Below are 16,593 nucleotides of genomic sequence, written 5' to 3' on the forward strand. Positions count from 1 at the left end.
CTCTCCATGAGCACCCAGTCGACGGCCGGCATCGACGACACCGGGACCACGGACCACCCGTCCCGCTCGGACGGCTTCGTCCGCGGGGCCTCCGAACTGTTCGGCGGTCCGCTCGGCGACCACGCGGTCGCCCTGGACCGGCCGGCCGGCCGGGAGGGTCGCTTCTGGACGGCCGCGCGGATCGTGCTGGCCCTGGTCTGCCTGACCCTCGCCCTGCACTGGGTGCAGAAGTCCCCCTGCCAGGACGGTGCCTGGCAGAACAACGTCCAGTACACGCGGATGTGCTACACCGATGTGCTGGCGCTCTACTACGCCGAGGGACTCAACGAGGGCAAGGTGCCCTACGCCGACCACCCGGTGGAGTACCCGGTGCTGACCGGCTACTTCATGGGCGCGCTCGGGCTGCCGGTGCACGCCCTCGGCGTCCACGACCCGGGCATCAACCAGGGCCGGTGGTTCTACAACGCCAACGCGCTGGTGCTCGGCGCCCTCGCCGTGGCCACCGTCGCCGTCCTCCTCAACCTGCGCCGGCGACGACCGTGGGACGCGGCGATGTTCGCGCTCGCCCCGGCCCTGCTGCTCACCGCCACCGTCAACTGGGACCTGCTCGCCGTCGGGCTGGCCGCCTTCGGGCTGCTGGCCTGGGCGCGACGCCGTCCGGCGGTGGCCGGCGTCCTGCTCGGCCTGGCCGGGGCGGCGAAGATGTGGCCGCTGTTCCTTCTCGGCCCGATCCTGGTGCTCGGGCTGCGCGCCGGCCGGCTACGCGCCGCGCTCACCGCCACCGGCGCCGGGCTGGTGGCGCTGGTCGTGGTCAACCTGCCGGTGGCGATCCCCTACCGGGACAGCTGGAGCCGGTTCTTCGACCTGAACACCACCCGGCCCATCGACTGGGGCACCCTCTGGTACATCGGGCGGTACCTGGACGGCAAGATCAGCCCCTCGACCCCCGGTGACCTCGGGCCGTTCGAGTGGCTGAACGCCCACGTCTCCACCCTCAACTGGGTGTCGTACCTGCTCTTCGGCCTGGCCTGCGTCGGGGTGGTCGCGCTGGCGCTGTTCGCCCCCCGCCGGCCCCGACTCGCCCAGCTCGCCTTCCTGGTGGTCGCCGCCTTCCTGATCTTCAGCAAGGTCTGGTCCCAGCAGTTCGTGCTCTGGTTGCTTCCGCTCGCGGTGCTCGCCCGGCCGCGCTGGGGCGCGTTCCTGGCCTGGCAGGTCGCCGAGGTCTGCTACTTCGTCGCCTTCTACGGCGAGCTGCTCGGCGCGGCCACCAGCCGGCCGGTCTTCCCCGAGGGTGTCTTCGTGCTCGCCGCCAGCCTGCGCCTGATCACCGTGGCGGTGCTCTGCGGCTTCGTGATCCGGGACATCCTCCGGCCGGAGCGCGACGCGGTGCGCGGCACCTACGCGGACGACCCGGACGGCGGCGTCCTCGACGGTGCCGACGACGTTTCCTGGCTGCCACGCCCACGCGGCGTGGGCGGCCGACCGCAGCCGGAGCCGGTCACCGCCTGACCGCTCCGGCTGGGCTCCGCCCTACCTCGACGTGAGGTGGTAGACCACCGCCTCGCCGACGTCCTCCCGGGTGATCCCCCACCCGTCGACCGGCTTGTCGAGCATGCCCTCCCACGGCGTGCCGCCGAGCTGGGTGCGGAGCACCACCACGTTCCGCACGCCGAGCTGGCGCAAATAGTCGATGCTGGGCTGGTCGGGGAAGCCGACGGTGACGTCGCGTACCTTCGCCTGGGTCTCCGGGGTGAAGCCGCTGCCGCCGTTGACCATCTGCTGGAACCGGCTGGTCGACCAGACCATCACCGGCTGGTCCAGGTTCTGGCTGCTGGGCAGGACCAGCATCGGCCCGTCCACCGTCCGCATGACCGCCGGCTGCTGGGGCGCCACCGGGTGCGGCGTGACGTTCAGGCCCTCGACGATCACCAGCAGCAGCGGCAGCAGGGTCGCCAGCCGCAGCCACGGCCCGGGCCACGGGGGGACCCGCTCGGCGGCGAACTCGCGTACCCGGGCGCAGAAGGCGGTGACCGCGCCCGCAGCGAGCAGGCCGAGGAGCAGGGTGGCCCAGAGCATCAGCCGGCCCGGCGTGCGCAACCCGTTCCAGCCCGGCAGGTACTCGAAGAGCGGCACGAAGGTGTACGTCCCGCCGAAGAACCGGGTGCCCATCGCCAGGACCATGCTGACCAGCACCCCGGCGAGCAGGTAGAGCCGGTGCCGGACCCGCCAGACCGAGAAGAACAGCCCGCCCGCGGCCAGGGCGTAGAGCGCGAAACCGGGCAGCAGGGTCATCTCGGGGTGCCAGGGCAGCACCGCCCGGGCACCCTCGTGCAGCTCGCCCCAGATCCGCGACTCCGCCGGGGCGGTGAGGAACCCGCTCGCCGGTGGCGAGTAGATCGCGATGTCGCCGAGTGTCCGGGCCGCGTTCGGGTGCAGCTCCGCGACCTTGAAGAACGGCACCGCCAGCAGCGCCCCGACCGTGCCGAAGAGCAGCCCGCCGAGCAGGTCCGCGAGGAACAGCCGGCCGCCGAACGGGCGCTTCACCGGCCGGACCACCCAGCGCCGGGCGAACCAGATCACCGTCGACACCAGCACGACGCCACCCAACAGGTACGCGAACATCAGGCCGATGCCGAAGCCGAGACTGAGCTGCCACGCGGCCACCAGCCAGCCGGTGAACGCCCAACCGGCGTGCCGGCGCTCCGGGCGGTACCCGTACCGCAGGGACCAGCCGTGGCCCCGGGCGAGCATCGCCAGCGCCAGCGGGATCCCACCGTTGGAGAGGATGTGCAGGTGCCCGGCCTGCGCCAGCAGCCAGGGGGCGTACGCGTAGCTCGCTCCGGCCACCGCGGCCCCGATCCGGCCCGCACCGAGCTGGCGGGCCAGCGCGTACGCCCCGAGCGTGGCGAGCGCGTGCGCCAGCACGAACATGATGTTGTAGCGCACCAGGGCCGCCTCGGGGCCGTGACCGATCATGCCGGCCGGGGCGTAGCCGAGGAGAGTGTCCGAGAAGGCGAAGCTCCACGGGTCGGGGAAGAAGGTGTTGGCGTTCCAGAGCTGCGCCGGGTCGGTCAGCAGGATGTGCCCCGACCAGGCCATCTGCCAGGCCTGGAGGCTCGGGTCCCAGTAGTCCTGCGGCAGCGTGTAGGCCGGGTAGCGCAGCGTGGGCCAGGTCATCAGGACGGCCAGTGCCAGCGCGGCCACGGTGGCCAGGGTCCACTCGTGGACCAGGAACCGGCCGACCGCACCGACCGCCCGGCGGGGACGGCCGACCACCGGGTCCGGGGCGGGGCCGAACGCGACAAAGGGGTCGTCCGGCTTCGTCTCCTCGGCGGGCTCGTCGCCGGTCTTCCCGGTCGGCTCGGTGTCGGTCTTCGCCGGACCGGCCGGGTCCGCCTCCGCAGTACGACCCGCCTCGTCGGCGGCCGGTCCGTCGGCGCCGGCCCGCCCGGTGTCCGGGCCGGCCTTGCCGGCGGTGTCGCCGGAGTCGGCCGTCCCGGCGGTGTCGCCTGCGCGGGCCTTTGCGGCCGTGCCGGCCCCGGCGGCGGTCCCGTTCGCGGTGGTACCGGGGTCGTCCGCGCCGGCCGTCGCGTCAGCGTCGCCCGCTGCGGCCGGGGACCCGGTATGCGCCGCATCGGCCCGTCCGGCGGATTCGGCGGCGCCGGAAGCCGGCCCCGGCTGTTCGCCCGTCGTCCGCACCGCCGGTTCCGGTCGGGCGTCCGACCGGTCGGATCCGTCGGTGGCTGGCTGCGGGTCGCCGGCGACCACGGGCTCGGCGGGGCGACCGTCGGTGATCGCGTCGGACTGCTCGGTGGTCATGCCGCGGTCCCCACCTGCTCGCGCAGGAAAGCGATGTCGGCCGCCTGGCCCGCCACACCGCCCGGGGTCTCCACGATGACCGGCGCCCCGGCCGCCCGGATCACCGCCACCACCAGCTCGGGGTCGATCGTCCCGCCGGTGAGGTTGTCGTGCCGGTCCTGCCCGGAGTTGAACGCGCCCTTGGAGTTGTTGGCGTGGATCAGGTCGATCCGGCCGGTGATCGCCTTGACCCGGTCGACCAGCCCGAGCAGTTCCTCGCCGCCGGCATACGCGTGGCAGGTGTCGAGGCAGAAGCCCACCTCGTAATCGCCGAGCGCGTCCCAGAGCCGGGCCAGCGCGTCGAGGTGGCGGGCGCAGGCATTGTCCCCACCCGCGGTGTTCTCGATCAGGACCGGCAGCGGGAAGCCGCCCGAGTCCGCGGCGTACGCGAACGTCTTCCGCCAGTTGTCGAAGCCGACCGCGAGGTCGTCACCGGCATTGACGTGACCGCCGTGCACGATCAGACCCTTGGCACCGACCGCCGCCGCGGCCGACGCGTGGCCGAGGAGAAGTTTGCGGCTCGGGATGCGGATGCGGTTGTTCAGGGTGGCCACGTTGATCACGTAGGGCGCGTGGACGTAGAGGTCGACGTCGGCGTCGCGCAGCCGTTCCGCGTCCTCCCGGGGCTTCGGGGCCTTCCATCCCTGTGGATCGGAGAGGAAGAACTGCACGGCTTCGGCGTCCCGGGCGGCCGCCTCGGCCAGCGGGTCGGTCGGATCGACGTGGGCTCCGATTCGCATGGAGGGCAGCCTACGTCGCGGCCCCGACGCACGGGGCGACCGCGGCGCGCCGGTTCCGGCGCGGAACGGCGGGTCCGGGCCGAGGTCCCGGCGGGGGCCGGCGTCACCAGTCGGCCCGGTGGTCGTTGTCCGAGGTGGGATCGATGGTCGACGCTCCGCCCGGGCGCGGTCCACAGCGCGTCCGGTCGAGCGGAGACCCCCGGAAACGGGACGCTCCGCCGTGCGGCCCGGCACGGCGGGGCGTGACCCGGCTCGTCAGATCGAAGGGCAGCGCGCAGAGCTGTCGGTCGAATTCCTCCATTTGCCCCAAGAGGTGACGAGAGTCGTTGTATGGTCAGACCAGGTGACAACACGATAAAGCTCCGCGGGGCGCCCTCGATCCAACCTCATCGGTGTGGTCGTTCCTCCCCAGGTCCCACCCAAGGAATGCGGACGGGACGCCCCGCGGCCCCGTGGACAGGGGTCCACCTTCGATGCACGACGCCGGAGGTGGACCCCTGTCGCCGCGCCCGGGACGCCGCGTCCGGCCTCCCCGGGCATGATCGTCCGGACCGGGTATCCTGGTCCGGTTGTCCGCGTCCGGTCGGGTTCCCCCGCGCCGGGCACGGGCCACGACGCACGACCTCCTGCCACGGAAGGACCGTGGCCGCCTAGCCCACAGGAGGTGAGCACGTCTTGCGTCATTACGAAATCATGGTGATCCTCGACCCCAGCCTCGAGGAGCGCACCGTCGCCCCGTCGATCGACACGTACCTGAACGTGATCCGGACCGCGGGTGGCTCGGTGGAGAAGACCGACGTGTGGGGCCGCCGGCGCCTCGCGTACGAGATCAACAAGAAGGCCGAGGGCATCTACGCCGTCGTCGACCTCCAGGCGACGCCGGAGGCGGTGGCCGAGCTGGACCGTCAGCTGCGACTCAACGAGTCCGTGCTGCGCACCAAGGTCATCCGGCCGGAGATGCGCTAACCGCATTCGACCCCGGCACGTCCGGATCAAGCCTCATCGACGGTGTCGGAGGGCTCTGAGAGCCTGTACGGCAGAACGATGAGTGCGCGAGGAGATGGTCATGGCAGGAGACACCACCATCACGGTCATCGGCAACCTGACCGATGACCCCGAGTTGCGGTTCACCCCCTCCGGGGCGGCGGTCGCCAAGTTCCGGGTCGCCTCGACGCCCCGTTTCATGGACCGGGCGTCCGGCGAGTGGAAGGACGGCGAGCCGCTGTTCCTCTCGTGCACGGTCTGGCGGCAGGCCGCCGAGAACGTCGCCGAGTCGCTGCAGCGCGGCGCCCGGGTGATCGTGTCCGGCCGGCTGCGTCAGCGGTCGTACGAGACCCGCGAGGGTGAGAAGCGCACCGTCATCGAGCTGGAGGTCGACGAGATCGGCCCGTCGCTGCGCTACGCCACGGCGAAGGTGCAGAAGATGTCCCGCTCGGGCGGCGGCGGTGGCGGCTTCGGTGGTGGTGGTGGCCAGGGCGGCGGAGGCAACTTCGACGACCCCTGGGCCTCGGCCTCCCCGGCTCCCTCGCGCGGTGGTTCGGGCGGCGGAAACTTCGACGAGGAGCCCCCGTTCTAATGGCGCCGAGCGCCCGCGATCGCAAACCAGGAGCAAGAGCAATGGCCAAGGCTGCGGCACTTCGCAAGCCGAAGAAGAAGGTGAACCCGCTCGACAAGGACGGGATCACCTACATCGACTACAAGGACACCGCGCTGCTGCGCAAGTTCATCTCCGACCGCGGCAAGATCCGCGCTCGGCGGGTGACCGGCGTTACCTCGCAGCAGCAGCGGCAGATCGCCCGTGCGGTCAAGAACGCCCGCGAGATGGCGCTCCTGCCGTACACGGCCACGACCCGCTGAGAGGAGGCACCGACATGAAGATCATCCTGACTCAGGAGGTGTCCGGCCTCGGTGCCCCGGGCGACATCGTCGAGGTGAAGAACGGCTACGGCCGTAACTACCTGCTGCCGCAGGGCTTCGCGATCGCCTGGACCAAGGGTGCGGAGAAGCAGGTCACGGTCATCAAGCGGGCCCGCTCGGCCCGTGAGATCCGCGACCTCGGCCACGCCAACGAGGTCAAGGCCCAGATCGAGGGTCTGAAGGTCAACCTGAAGGCCCGTGCCGGCGACGGCGGCCGACTCTTCGGCTCGGTCACCCCGGCCGAGATCGTCGAGGCCGTCAAGACCGCCGGCGGTCCGAACCTGGACCGTCGCCGGCTGGAGCTGCCCGGTCACATCAAGTCGCTCGGCTCGTATCCGGTCAGCATCAAGCTGCACCCCGAGGTGACCGCCAAGTTCGACCTGAATGTCGTCAAGGGCTGACACCCGACAGCACGACGGAAGGGCCCGCACCGGACTCCCGGTGCGGGCCCTTCCGCATGCGGGAGAGGGCGGCTCGGACCGCGCCGGAACTCAGCCGATCGGCCGGCCGGTCACCGCGCTGATCATCACGGTGGAGAGGCCGCCGCCGACCACCGCCGCCGCCAGCGCCACCGTCGCCGACCGCCACGTCGTCCCGACCCGACGCAACACCACCGCGACGACCAGGCTGCTCACCAGCGCCAGCCCGAACCGCGGGGCCCCCGCGATCAGCGAAGCGAAGGCGTGCGCCCGCGGCGAGTCGCAGCCGCCCCCGGTGATGTCCGTGACACAGCCCGCCGGGGCTCGCCCGTCCAGGAACAGCAGCCCGACGAAGACCAGCAGCGCCGGCGCCAGGTAACAGGCCGCGGTGTACACCAGCGGCCGGATCGGCCCGCCCGGGTCCGGGTCGAGCAGGTCGTCCTCCAACCGGCGGCTCCACGACCCGCCGCCGACCGTCTCGGTCCGCCGCCGCTGGGTCGACGCCGCGCCCCAGCCCGCGTCCGCCGGATCCACCGGCCGACGCCGGGGCGCCGTTCGCGGCCGGGGCGCGGTGTACGGGACCACCGGAGAGCGCGGTGCGGACGCCGGGGTCTCCGTCCACCGCGGATCGTCACCGGCCAGCCGGGTCCCGGACCAGAACGCCTCGGCCTGCTCCGTTGACGCCCAACCCTCCCGGGCCGGTCTCGGGGGCACCGTCCGATCCCACGGGTCGACCTCGGCGTACCGGCTCCCCTGCCCGGTGTCGCCGGACCCCCGCCACTGACCCGCGTCGGTGGACCGGTCCCACTGGCCGGTGTCGGTGATGCGGTCCCACTCGCCGGTGTGCTCCGCGCGGTCCCACCGGCCCGTGCCGTCCCAGCGATCGACAGCGGCGGAACGATCCCAGGCGTTCACCCCGGACGCGTCCCACGGGTCGACCGCCGGCCGCTCCGCCGGATCCGGCTCGACGGACCGGCCCCGGCTCCACGGGTCGGCCGCCGGCCGGGACGAGGCGTCCGAGGACCCCGCCCACCGGGCCTGCCCACCGATCGAACCGGACTCCGGCCGGTCGCTCTCCCCGCCCGGCGACGTGCCGTCCTCCAGGCCCGACCAGGTCACCTGTGGCCGCCGGGCCGGCGCGCGCCGGATTCGGCTGCGCGGGGCCGGCCCGGACACCGGATCGTCCTCGCCCGAGTCGGCCCGCCGGCTTCCGACGTACCCCTGCTCCTGCGGGGTGTCGAGGGTCCATTCGGCGGTGTGCTCGCTCGCCGGGCCGGCACCGATGGCGCGCAGTTCGCGGCGGTCGCCCGACTGGTGCCAGCCGCCGTCCGCGCCCGCCCGCCAACTGTCGCCCGAGTACGGCGGTGCGCCGTCGTCATCGTCGTCGGGGGCGGCGTGCCGGCCTCCGCCGTCCGCCCGGCGTACGCCCGACTCCAGTGCCCACCGGGGAAGGTACGTGTCGACCGGCTCGTCCTGGCCGCGTTCGATGGCGCGGCGACGGCTCGGGGTGCGGTAACGCGCGGAGACGTACGGGTCTGCCGGGAGCGGCTCGGCGGGATCCGCCCACGGGGCGATCGGCTGGCGCTCGCGCGAGCTGCCCTCCCCGCTTCCCCAGTCCCGGTAACTCACGGCCGGAGCGTGACCCTTCTCAACCGAAAGTGCAATCCGCTGTCCAGGTGTAGCCGTTCGCAGAGATAGTACGGGACGAACGGCTCCGAAGCTTCACCCGAAATCTTTCGTCCACAGGGTGGGGATTGCATAACCCCAGTTCAGGATGCTTGTGCACGGAACCCGCCGTCACTTTTCCACACCCCTGTGCACACCCTGCGCACATGCGCTTCCCTTGGCGTCCACAGGTTGTCCCGAGGCTCGTCCACCGGCATTGTTGAGGGGCTGACCTCGGCTTCCGTATCGTTGTCCCCCGACCGTCCGGGCGGTGGCCCCCGATCGACCGGAGGGTCGTCGGAGTTGTCATACCCCGGCGGTAGAGCTGGATTCGATCCGACGCAGCAAGGGGGGACCCGTGTCGGTCACCGACGACCAGCGGACGGAGCGGACCGGGGGGCCGTCGTCCGCGCCACCGCAGCGGGACGGGCAGTTCGAGAAGACCCCGCCCCAGGACGTGGCCGCCGAGCAGTGCGTCCTCGGCGGCATGCTGTTGTCCAAGGACGCCATCGCCGACGTCGTCGAGATCCTCAAGTCCAACGACTTCTACCGCCCCGTGCACTCCACCATCTACGACGCGATCCTCGACATCTACGGCCGCGGGGAGCCGGCCGACCCGATCACCGTCGCGGCCGCCCTGGCCGACTCCGGCGATTTGGCCCGGATCGGTGGCGCGCCGTACCTGCACACGCTGATCGCCAGCGTGCCCACCGCCGCCAACGCCGCCTACTACGCCCGCATCGTCGGCGAGCGCGCGGTACTGCGCCGGCTGGTCGAGGCCGGCACCAGGATCGTTCAGCTCGGGTACGGCACCGCCCAGGGCGGCAGCCGGGACGTCGACGACGTCGTCGACCTGGCTCAGCAGGCCGTCTACGAGGTCACCGAGAAGCGGGTCAGCGAGGACTTCGCCGTCCTGGCCGACATGCTCCAGCCGACGCTCGACGAGATCGAGGCCGTGGGCGCCCAGGGCGGCGTGATGACCGGCGTGCCGACTGGGTTCAGCGACCTCGACCGCCTGCTCAACGGCCTGCACCCCGGCCAGCTCATCATCGTGGCCGGCAGGCCGGGTCTGGGCAAGTCGACCGCATCTATGGACTTTGCCCGAAATGCCTCGATCCGCTCCAACCATGCTTCGGCGATCTTCTCGCTGGAAATGAGCAAGGTCGAGATCGTGATGCGGCTCCTCTCGGCCGAGGCCCGGGTCCCGCTGCACGTACTGCGCAGCGGCCAGCTCTCCGACGACGACTGGACCAAGCTGGCCCGCTGCATGGGCGAGATCAGCGAGGCCCCGCTCTTCGTCGACGACACGCCGAGCATGAACCTGATGGAGATCCGCTCCAAGGCGCGGCGGCTCAAGCAGAAGCACGACCTCAAGCTGATCGTGGTCGACTACCTCCAGCTGATGGCCTCACCGAAGCGCACCGAGAGCCGACAGCAGGAGGTCGCGGACCTCTCCCGTGGCCTGAAGCTGCTGGCCAAGGAAGTCGAGTGCCCGGTGATCGCGGTGAGCCAGCTGAACCGCGGCCCCGAGCAGCGCACCGACAAGCGACCGCAGCTGTCCGATCTACGCGAAAGTGGATCAATTGAACAAGACGCGGACGTTGTCATCCTGCTGCACCGTGACGACTACTACGACAAAGAGTCGCCGCGCGCCGGAGAGGCGGATTTCATTGTTGCCAAGCATCGAAATGGCCCGACCGACACCGTGACCGTGGCCGCCCAGCTGCACCTGTCCCGCTTCGTCGACATGGCCATCGTCTGATCCGTACCGCCGCGAGCCGACCTGGCAGGCAGCCGCGCTGACCCTCGCCGCCGGACCGGTGAGCGAGGCGGCCAGCTTCGACGGCGCGCTGCTCCCCGCGTGTCGCCTGCCGGCGTGGCTCTGACCAACGACCTGAGGGATGCCCGATCCCGGCCGCGCCGGACAGGTTGGAGATCAAGCCAGGGCGGGGCTCAGCCGAGCAGCGGGAACCAGCCGGCGGCCTCGCCCAGGTCGCGCCGGTCGCGGTCGGTGAGCGGCAGCCGGCCGGTGGCCTTCAGCAGATACTCCGCGTCGTCCCAGCCGGTCGGCCGGACGGCGTCGTCGCTGAGCAGGCCGTCCACGGCGGCCACCGCGACGGCGGTCGCGGCGGCACCGGGCAGCGGGGCGCCCGGCAGGTCCGCCACCAGGTCGAGGTGGTGAACGACCGCCTCGGTGGTCAGGGTGGCGAGGAAATCGGGTACGCGCAGCACGTGCCCCTGGGTGGCGACGTGCCCGTCGGGGTCGGCGGCACCGGCCGCGCGGACAGCGGCGGGTGCGGTGTCGGCCCAGAGTCGCACGATGCCGGCGGGCCGTTCGAACGCGGCCGCCGAGCGGCGGACCCACCAGGCGTGCCGCGCGCCGGCGTCGCTGTCGCCGCCGGCGAAGGCGCGCCAGTAGCTGACGTCGTCCACGTCGGCGGGGCCGTCGGCCGGGCTGGCCAGCGCGACGAGGGCCCGCTGGGCGTCGCAGAGGACGTGGAAGAGCAGGTCGGCGACGAGCCAGCCGCGGCAGCGCGTCGGCCGTTGCAGGTCGGCGTCGTCCAGGTCACAGACCACCCGCATGATGCCGTCGTATGCCTGTGCCAGCGCGATGTGCTGCCCGCGGACCCTCATGGGGGCAGCCTGCCACGGCCGGCCGTGCCCGGCACGGACGCGGCGGCCGGGTCGGCCCGGCCGCCGCGCACCGCTCAGTCGAAGAGCTCGCCGAGGAAGCCGTGACGCTTCTTGCGCTTGTAGTGGCCGTGGTAGCCGTAGTGGCCGCCGTGGCCGTACGCGGGCTGCGCGTAGCCGTGACCGGGGGGTGGCGGCGGGACGGTGCCGTACCCGGGCTGGTGGGTGGCGGGGGGCGGCGGTGGCGGGGTGAAGCCGCCGGTCGCCGGGGCCGCCGGCTGTGGGGCGGCGTGCTGCCGGTTCCAGTTCGCCTCGGCCTCGAACAGCTTCTCGAGCTCGCCGCGGTCGAGGAAGATGCCGCGGCACTCGCTGCACTGGTCGATGATGACTCCGCTGCGCTCGTACTGGCGCATGTCTCCGTGACATTTGGGGCAGGTGAGCTGCATGGGACCGACGGTACCCGGTGGGCTCACGCGGTGGCCTTCAACGTTTCCGTCACCTCGTCGTCGGAGACCTCGTGGAAGTCCTCGTAGTACGCGCCGACCGCCATGAAGTCGGGCGGCGCCTCCAGGATGACCGCCTGGTCGGCCTCGGCGGCCAGCATCTGGTACGCCTCCCGGGAGCCGACCGGCACGGCCACGACGACCCGGGCCGCGCCCAAGTGGCGGGTGACCTGCACGGCGGCGCGGGCGGTGGCGCCGGTGGCCAGTCCGTCATCGACGATGACCGCGGTCCGCCCGGTGAGGTCGAGCGGCGGGCGGCCGGTGCGGTAGAGCCGCTCACGGCGCTCCAGTTCGGCCTGCTCCCGCTGCCGCACCTCGGCGCGTTCGGCCTCGCTGATCCGGTCGGCGACCATCTCGTTGAGCACCTGCACCCCGCCGGGACCGAGTGCGCCGTAGGCCACCTCGGGCGCGTACGGCACGCCGAGCTTGCGGACCACGAGCACGTCCATGGGTACGCCGAGCCGCTCGGCGACCACCCGGGCGACCTCCACGCCGCCACGTACCAGGCCGAGGACGACGGCGTCCGGCTGTCCGGCGAGGTCGGTGAGCTTGTCGGCCAGGCTCCGGCCCGCCTCGGCCCGGTCGCGGTAGGTGGTCATGTCCTCAGGTGTACGCCCTGCGGGTGCCCCGCGTCAGGGAGTTGCCGGAAAGCCGGTCAGGCGGGCACCGGCCGACGGGCGCGGGTCTCCGCCAGCATCAGGGCGGGGGCCGACACCAGCAGGGCGACCGGGTAGAGCAGGTAGCCGAACCGGGTGGAGGGCATCAGCAGGATCGCCGCGAGCAGCCCGTACCCGCAGATCAGCACGGTGGCGGCGGCGGTGCGCGGCGGGCGGCGCAGCAGTCGGACGGCGATCGCCAACCCCACCGCGACCAGCAGCGCGGCGGCGACGATCCGGCCGCCGGGCAGCATGGCGGCGATCAGGTGCCCGGGGAACGGGGACTGGGCCGGGCTGGTCACCAGCCCGTGCCCGAGCGGGAAGCGCAGCACGTTCTCCACCAGGGCGTCCCGGTCGACGAGCAAAGCGGGCAGGAGTGCGAGCACGGGCAGGCAGAGCGCGCCGAGGGCGGTGCGCAGGCCGGCCCGGCGGGTGGCCGCCCAGCAGACCAGCACCAACGCCACCGGCCAGGCGAAGAGCTTCAGCGCTCCGGCCACCCCGACGGCCAGGCCGGCCCGGCCGGGACGGCCGGCGGCGGCGAGTGCCAGCGCGAGCAGGCAGAGCGCGAGCACGGGCAGGTCGTCGCCGCCGGTGGCCAGGGTGAGCGCGCAGACCGGCAGGACGGTCGCCGCCTGGACGGCGCGCAGCGCGGCGGCGTCCCGGCGGGGCGCGTCGGCGGTGGGCGTGCCGCGCAGGGTGGCCACGGCGGCGGCCAGGACCAGCGCGGTGACCAGGGCGAACCACACGCGGGCGTCGGTCCACCAGGCGTCGGCGGCGGCCCGGGGCAGCCCGAAGAGCGCCATCCCCGGCTGGTACGGGGTGTAGCCGAGCAGCCGTTCCCCGGGCCGCAGCGCGGCGATGGCGTCGTGGCCCAGGTAGGGGGTCCCGTGCTCGGCGAGCCGGATGCCGGCCTGCTCGACCACGGTCACCTCCTCCTGCGCCCGGTCGGTACGCCCCGCCGCCCGCTGCACGCTCTGCGCCACGATCGGTAGCAGCGCCGTGGTGGCCCAGACGAATCCGGCTACCGCCCAGCGGGCCGGGAGCCCGGCCAGGGCGGTGGCGGGGTGGCGGCGTCTGTTGAGGAGTTGGCCGGTCACCAGGAGCGCCGCCAGCAGGTAGCCGACGGCGGCGATGGTGCCCCAGGCGCGGTGCGAAGCCAGGGTGGAGGTGGCGGCCGTGACCCCGGCGAAGACCGCCGACACGGTGTAGAGACCCAGGTCGAGGGCGAGGCCGCCGGCGGCGGAGTCCACGGCCTGCCAGCGGCGGGCGGCGGGGGCGGCCCGGTCGGGGTCGGCGGTCACGCCGGCCAGTCTGGCAGACCCCACCCAGCCCGCCGCGCCGCGCTCGCCGCAACCAGGTCCTCGCCACCCGGCTCGACCTGCCGGGTCCCGGCCGCAGGGCGTCCCGACCTGCCGCAAGCCGCGGCGTCCCGGCTGCGGGCATTCTCGACCTGCCGCAAACCGCGGTCTCCCGGCCGCAGGACACCCCGACTGGCCGCACTCAGAGTGGATGAAGGAGGTCAGCGGGCGCCGGGCTCGCCGGTCCGGCCGGTGGCGGCGTTGCCGGCGGTCCGGCTCCGACCACCGGTGCGCCGGCCCGGTAGGCGGATCACCGCGCCCGCGTCGTGCAGCGGCGGGGCGAGCTTGCCGGGCCGGCCGCCCGCGCCCCGCTGGAGGGCGGCGAGCAGCGCCCCGGCGGGCAGCGGCCGGGCGAACAGGTGGCCCTGCCCGGCGGCGCAGCCCAGCTCCCAGAGAGCCCGGCGCTGGGGTTCGCTCTCCACGCCCTCGGCCACCACGGTCAGGTTGAGGCTGCGCCCGAGGTCCAGCGTGGAGCGGATCACCGCGGCGGCCTCGGCGCTGCCCTCCATGGCGGTGACGAAACTGCGATCGATCTTCAGCTCGTGCACCGGGATGCGGGAGAGCAGCGAGAGCGAGGAGTAGCCGGTGCCGAAGTCGTCGAGGGCCAGCCGTACGCCGGAGTCGCGGAGCCGGCTGAGCACCTGGTCGACCACGTCGAGCTGGCTGAGCGTGAGGGTTTCGGTCAGTTCCAGCACCAGCCGGTCGGGTGGCAGGTCGTGTGCCCGGAGCCGGGCCAGCACCGACCCGGGGAAGCGCGGGTCGAGCAGGCTGCGCGGGGACACGTTCACCGACACCGGCAGGTCGAACCCGGCGGTCCGCCAGGTGCCGGCGGCGATCAGCGCCTGGTCGAGGATCGCCTCCGCGAAGGCGGGCAGCAGCCCAGAGCGTTCCACCGCCTCGAGGAAACGCAGCGGGTCGATCATGCCGTGCGTCGGGTGGTGCCAGCGGGCCAGCGCTTCCGCGCCGATGGCCTCGCCGCTGCCCAGGTCGACGATCGGCTGGAAGGTGACGGTGAACTCGTGGTCGGCGACCGCCCGGGGCAGTTCCCCGCCGAGGGTGAGCCGGCCCAGGTCGGCGGTGTCCCGGGTCGGGGCGTAGGTGGAGACCCGCTGGCCGGCCCGCTTGGCCTGGTACATCGCCACGTCCGCGCGGCGGAGCAGCTCGGGCATGCCGCCGCTGGACGGGGCGACGGCGATGCCGCCGCTGGCCTCCACGCTGATCCGCATGCCGTCCAGGTCGAGCGGCTCGTGCAGCGCGTCGAGCAGCGACTCGGCCCGGTGCGCCGCGACCGCCGGGGCGGGCAGACCGCGCAGCAGGACGGCGAACTCGTCGCCGCCGAGCCGGGCCACCAGGTCACCGGGGCGGGCTGCCGCGCGCAGCCGGTCGGCGACCTGCGACAGCACCTGGTCGCCGGCGCCGTGCCCGAGGGTGTCGTTGACCTCCTTGAAGTGGTTGAGGTCGATCAGCACCAGCGCGGTGACCCCGTCGGCGTGCCGGGCGCTGAGCTGCTCGGTGCCCTCGTCCAGCAGGTGCCGGCGGTTGGAGAGCCCGGTCAGCGCGTCGTGGGTGGCGGCGTGCGCGTGCTCCTCGGCGATCCGGGCCAGCTCGGCGTACGCCTGCGCGTTGCGGACCGCCGTGCAGAGCGCCGAGGCGAAGGTACGCAGGGTGTACTGCTCTCGCTCGGACAGCTCGACCGGCCCGGCGAAGCGCAGCCGGAGCACACCGAGGTCGCTGTGCTGATCATGCCCTTCGAGGGGGATGGAGAATAGCGAGCCCTCGATCGTGCTTGGTTCGCCAGCCGCGCCGCGGAAGGTGATCGCTTCCCCGGCCCCCCGAACGAGTCGGTTCCCCTCGCGCAGCTCGATGTCGACCTCGTCGGCGGAGAAGAGTTCGGTGGCCTGGGTGACGGCGGTTGTCAGCACCGCATTCAGATCGACCACGTTGAGCGCGTCGGTGGTCCGGGCGAGGCGTTGCCAGGCGTCCCGCTCCGCTCGGCTTCGCAACCGGCCTGAGTAGGCCAGGTGCAAGCTCAGGACGACCGGCGGTACGACGATCAGGAAGGTGGGGTTGATCCGGAGGATCAGGAGGGTCGAGAGGATCACCGAGAAGCGGGCGACCACGCTCGCCAGCCGGAGATCGATCTGTTGACGGAAGCGGTTGCGGATCGGGGTCCGAGTCGCGAAGGCGAGGACGGGAAACATCAGCAACTCGTCGAGCACGACGACCGTCAGGTACGCGAGTACCAGCGCTGGAAGGGAGTGCGCGACCGGGCCGGACCAGGGCCATGTCCAGCCGGCGACAGTCAGGACGATCCCGCCGACGGCGGCGAGCGTCATCTCCTTGGCGACACCGAAGGCCAGCTTGATGGGCGAGAGTCGACCGACTATCCGGATGATCGCGACGCCCAGACCGGTGGCGATGACCACCCACGGCACAGGCGCGACCGCCAGCCCGATCATTGAGGCCGCGTCCGTCCAGGAGATGCCGTGTGTGGTGGCGCGTATGCGGATGCGGACATTGACGGTGGCGGCGACGGCGACGAGGAACGTCAGGGTGGCCGCCCGAGTCAGATCCGTCGAGGCGGTCAGGCCCTGGGTGTGGATGAGCCGGAGGCTGATCACCGACGCGACCGTGGCCGCACACACGACGAGACCGACAAGCAGCAGCAGCCGCCGATCGGTCCCATTGTCGCGTGCGATGGCGCGAGTCACGTCTTCTGCCTCCACCGCGCTCATCTGGTAGCGGTGCGTGTACCCGTACTCTACGGCCCGCCCAGGTACCCGGAAAGGTTGATCACAGCCAGTCGTTGCCGCGCATCGGCCTTGCCCTTCACTTGATCCCCGGGG

At 72.7% G+C, this 16,593-nt stretch carries 14 protein-coding genes; 6 read left to right on the plus strand and 8 right to left on the minus strand.

The window, feature by feature from the left end; genetic code table 11:
- The first annotated feature begins 6 nt into the window (after positions 1–6).
- Complete coding sequence (locus ACL02O_RS00455; protein WP_412815902.1) at positions 7–1,509, plus strand: glycosyltransferase family 87 protein; 1,503 nt, start codon at positions 7–9, stop codon at positions 1,507–1,509.
- A gap of 21 nt (positions 1,510–1,530) precedes the next feature.
- Here the strand turns inward: ACL02O_RS00455 and ACL02O_RS00460 are convergent, their stop codons facing one another.
- Both ACL02O_RS00460 and ACL02O_RS00465 read right to left on the minus strand, forming a co-directional pair.
- On the minus strand, positions 1,531–3,819 hold the full coding sequence (locus ACL02O_RS00460; RefSeq protein ID WP_412815903.1) for a hypothetical protein: 2,289 nt from the start codon (positions 3,817–3,819) through the stop codon (positions 1,531–1,533).
- On the minus strand, positions 3,816–4,598 hold the full coding sequence (locus ACL02O_RS00465) for a deoxyribonuclease IV (protein WP_412815904.1): 783 nt from the start codon (positions 4,596–4,598) through the stop codon (positions 3,816–3,818). The genes ACL02O_RS00460 and ACL02O_RS00465 overlap by 4 nt, the downstream gene beginning before the upstream one ends.
- A 675-nt stretch (positions 4,599–5,273) precedes the next feature.
- Here ACL02O_RS00465 and rpsF point away from each other — a divergent pair.
- The 4 genes from rpsF to rplI all read left to right on the plus strand — a co-directional run bounded on the left by rpsF (position 5,274) and on the right by rplI (position 6,916).
- Positions 5,274–5,564, plus strand: a complete 291-nt coding sequence (gene rpsF, locus ACL02O_RS00470) for a 30S ribosomal protein S6 (protein ID WP_412815905.1) — start codon at positions 5,274–5,276, stop codon at positions 5,562–5,564.
- Between the two features lie 82 nt (positions 5,565–5,646).
- Complete coding sequence (locus tag ACL02O_RS00475) at positions 5,647–6,174, plus strand: single-stranded DNA-binding protein (protein ID WP_412815906.1); 528 nt, start codon at positions 5,647–5,649, stop codon at positions 6,172–6,174.
- Between the two features lie 41 nt (positions 6,175–6,215).
- Entirely contained in the window at positions 6,216–6,455 is a 240-nt protein-coding gene (gene rpsR, locus ACL02O_RS00480) for a 30S ribosomal protein S18 (protein ID WP_013289355.1), read from the plus strand.
- Between the two features lie 14 nt (positions 6,456–6,469).
- A complete protein-coding gene (gene rplI / locus ACL02O_RS00485; protein ID WP_412815907.1) occupies positions 6,470–6,916 on the plus strand; it encodes a 50S ribosomal protein L9 in 447 nt (148 codons plus the stop codon).
- Between the two features lie 90 nt (positions 6,917–7,006).
- Here the strand turns inward: rplI and ACL02O_RS00490 are convergent, their stop codons facing one another.
- Complete coding sequence (locus ACL02O_RS00490) at positions 7,007–8,563, minus strand: hypothetical protein (RefSeq protein ID WP_412815908.1); 1,557 nt, start codon at positions 8,561–8,563, stop codon at positions 7,007–7,009.
- 394 nt (positions 8,564–8,957) lie between these two features.
- Here ACL02O_RS00490 and dnaB point away from each other — a divergent pair, with 394 nt between their 5' ends.
- Positions 8,958–10,361, plus strand: coding sequence for a replicative DNA helicase (gene dnaB, locus ACL02O_RS00495; protein WP_412815909.1), 1,404 nt, complete (start codon positions 8,958–8,960; stop codon positions 10,359–10,361).
- A 191-nt stretch (positions 10,362–10,552) separates the two neighbouring features.
- Here dnaB and ACL02O_RS00500 read toward each other — a convergent pair whose 3' ends face one another.
- From ACL02O_RS00500 to ACL02O_RS00520, 5 genes are all read right to left on the minus strand, one after another.
- Positions 10,553–11,233, minus strand: a complete 681-nt coding sequence (locus ACL02O_RS00500) for a maleylpyruvate isomerase N-terminal domain-containing protein (RefSeq protein WP_412815910.1) — start codon at positions 11,231–11,233, stop codon at positions 10,553–10,555.
- A gap of 74 nt (positions 11,234–11,307) precedes the next feature.
- A complete protein-coding gene (locus ACL02O_RS00505; protein WP_412815911.1) occupies positions 11,308–11,676 on the minus strand; it encodes a TFIIB-type zinc ribbon-containing protein in 369 nt (122 codons plus the stop codon).
- 23 nt (positions 11,677–11,699) lie between these two features.
- Complete coding sequence (locus tag ACL02O_RS00510) at positions 11,700–12,332, minus strand: phosphoribosyltransferase (protein WP_412815912.1); 633 nt, start codon at positions 12,330–12,332, stop codon at positions 11,700–11,702.
- Between the two features lie 56 nt (positions 12,333–12,388).
- Positions 12,389–13,690, minus strand: coding sequence for a glycosyltransferase 87 family protein (locus tag ACL02O_RS00515; protein ID WP_412815913.1), 1,302 nt, complete (start codon positions 13,688–13,690; stop codon positions 12,389–12,391).
- Positions 13,691–13,908: 218 nt separating this feature from the next.
- Positions 13,909–16,482 (minus strand): putative bifunctional diguanylate cyclase/phosphodiesterase, encoded by a 2,574-nt coding sequence (locus ACL02O_RS00520; protein ID WP_412815914.1) that lies wholly within the window; start codon positions 16,480–16,482, stop codon positions 13,909–13,911.
- Between the last annotated feature and the right edge of the window lie 111 nt (positions 16,483–16,593).

Source organism: Micromonospora mangrovicola, assembly GCF_047200535.1.
GTDB lineage: Bacteria > Actinomycetota > Actinomycetes > Mycobacteriales > Micromonosporaceae > Micromonospora.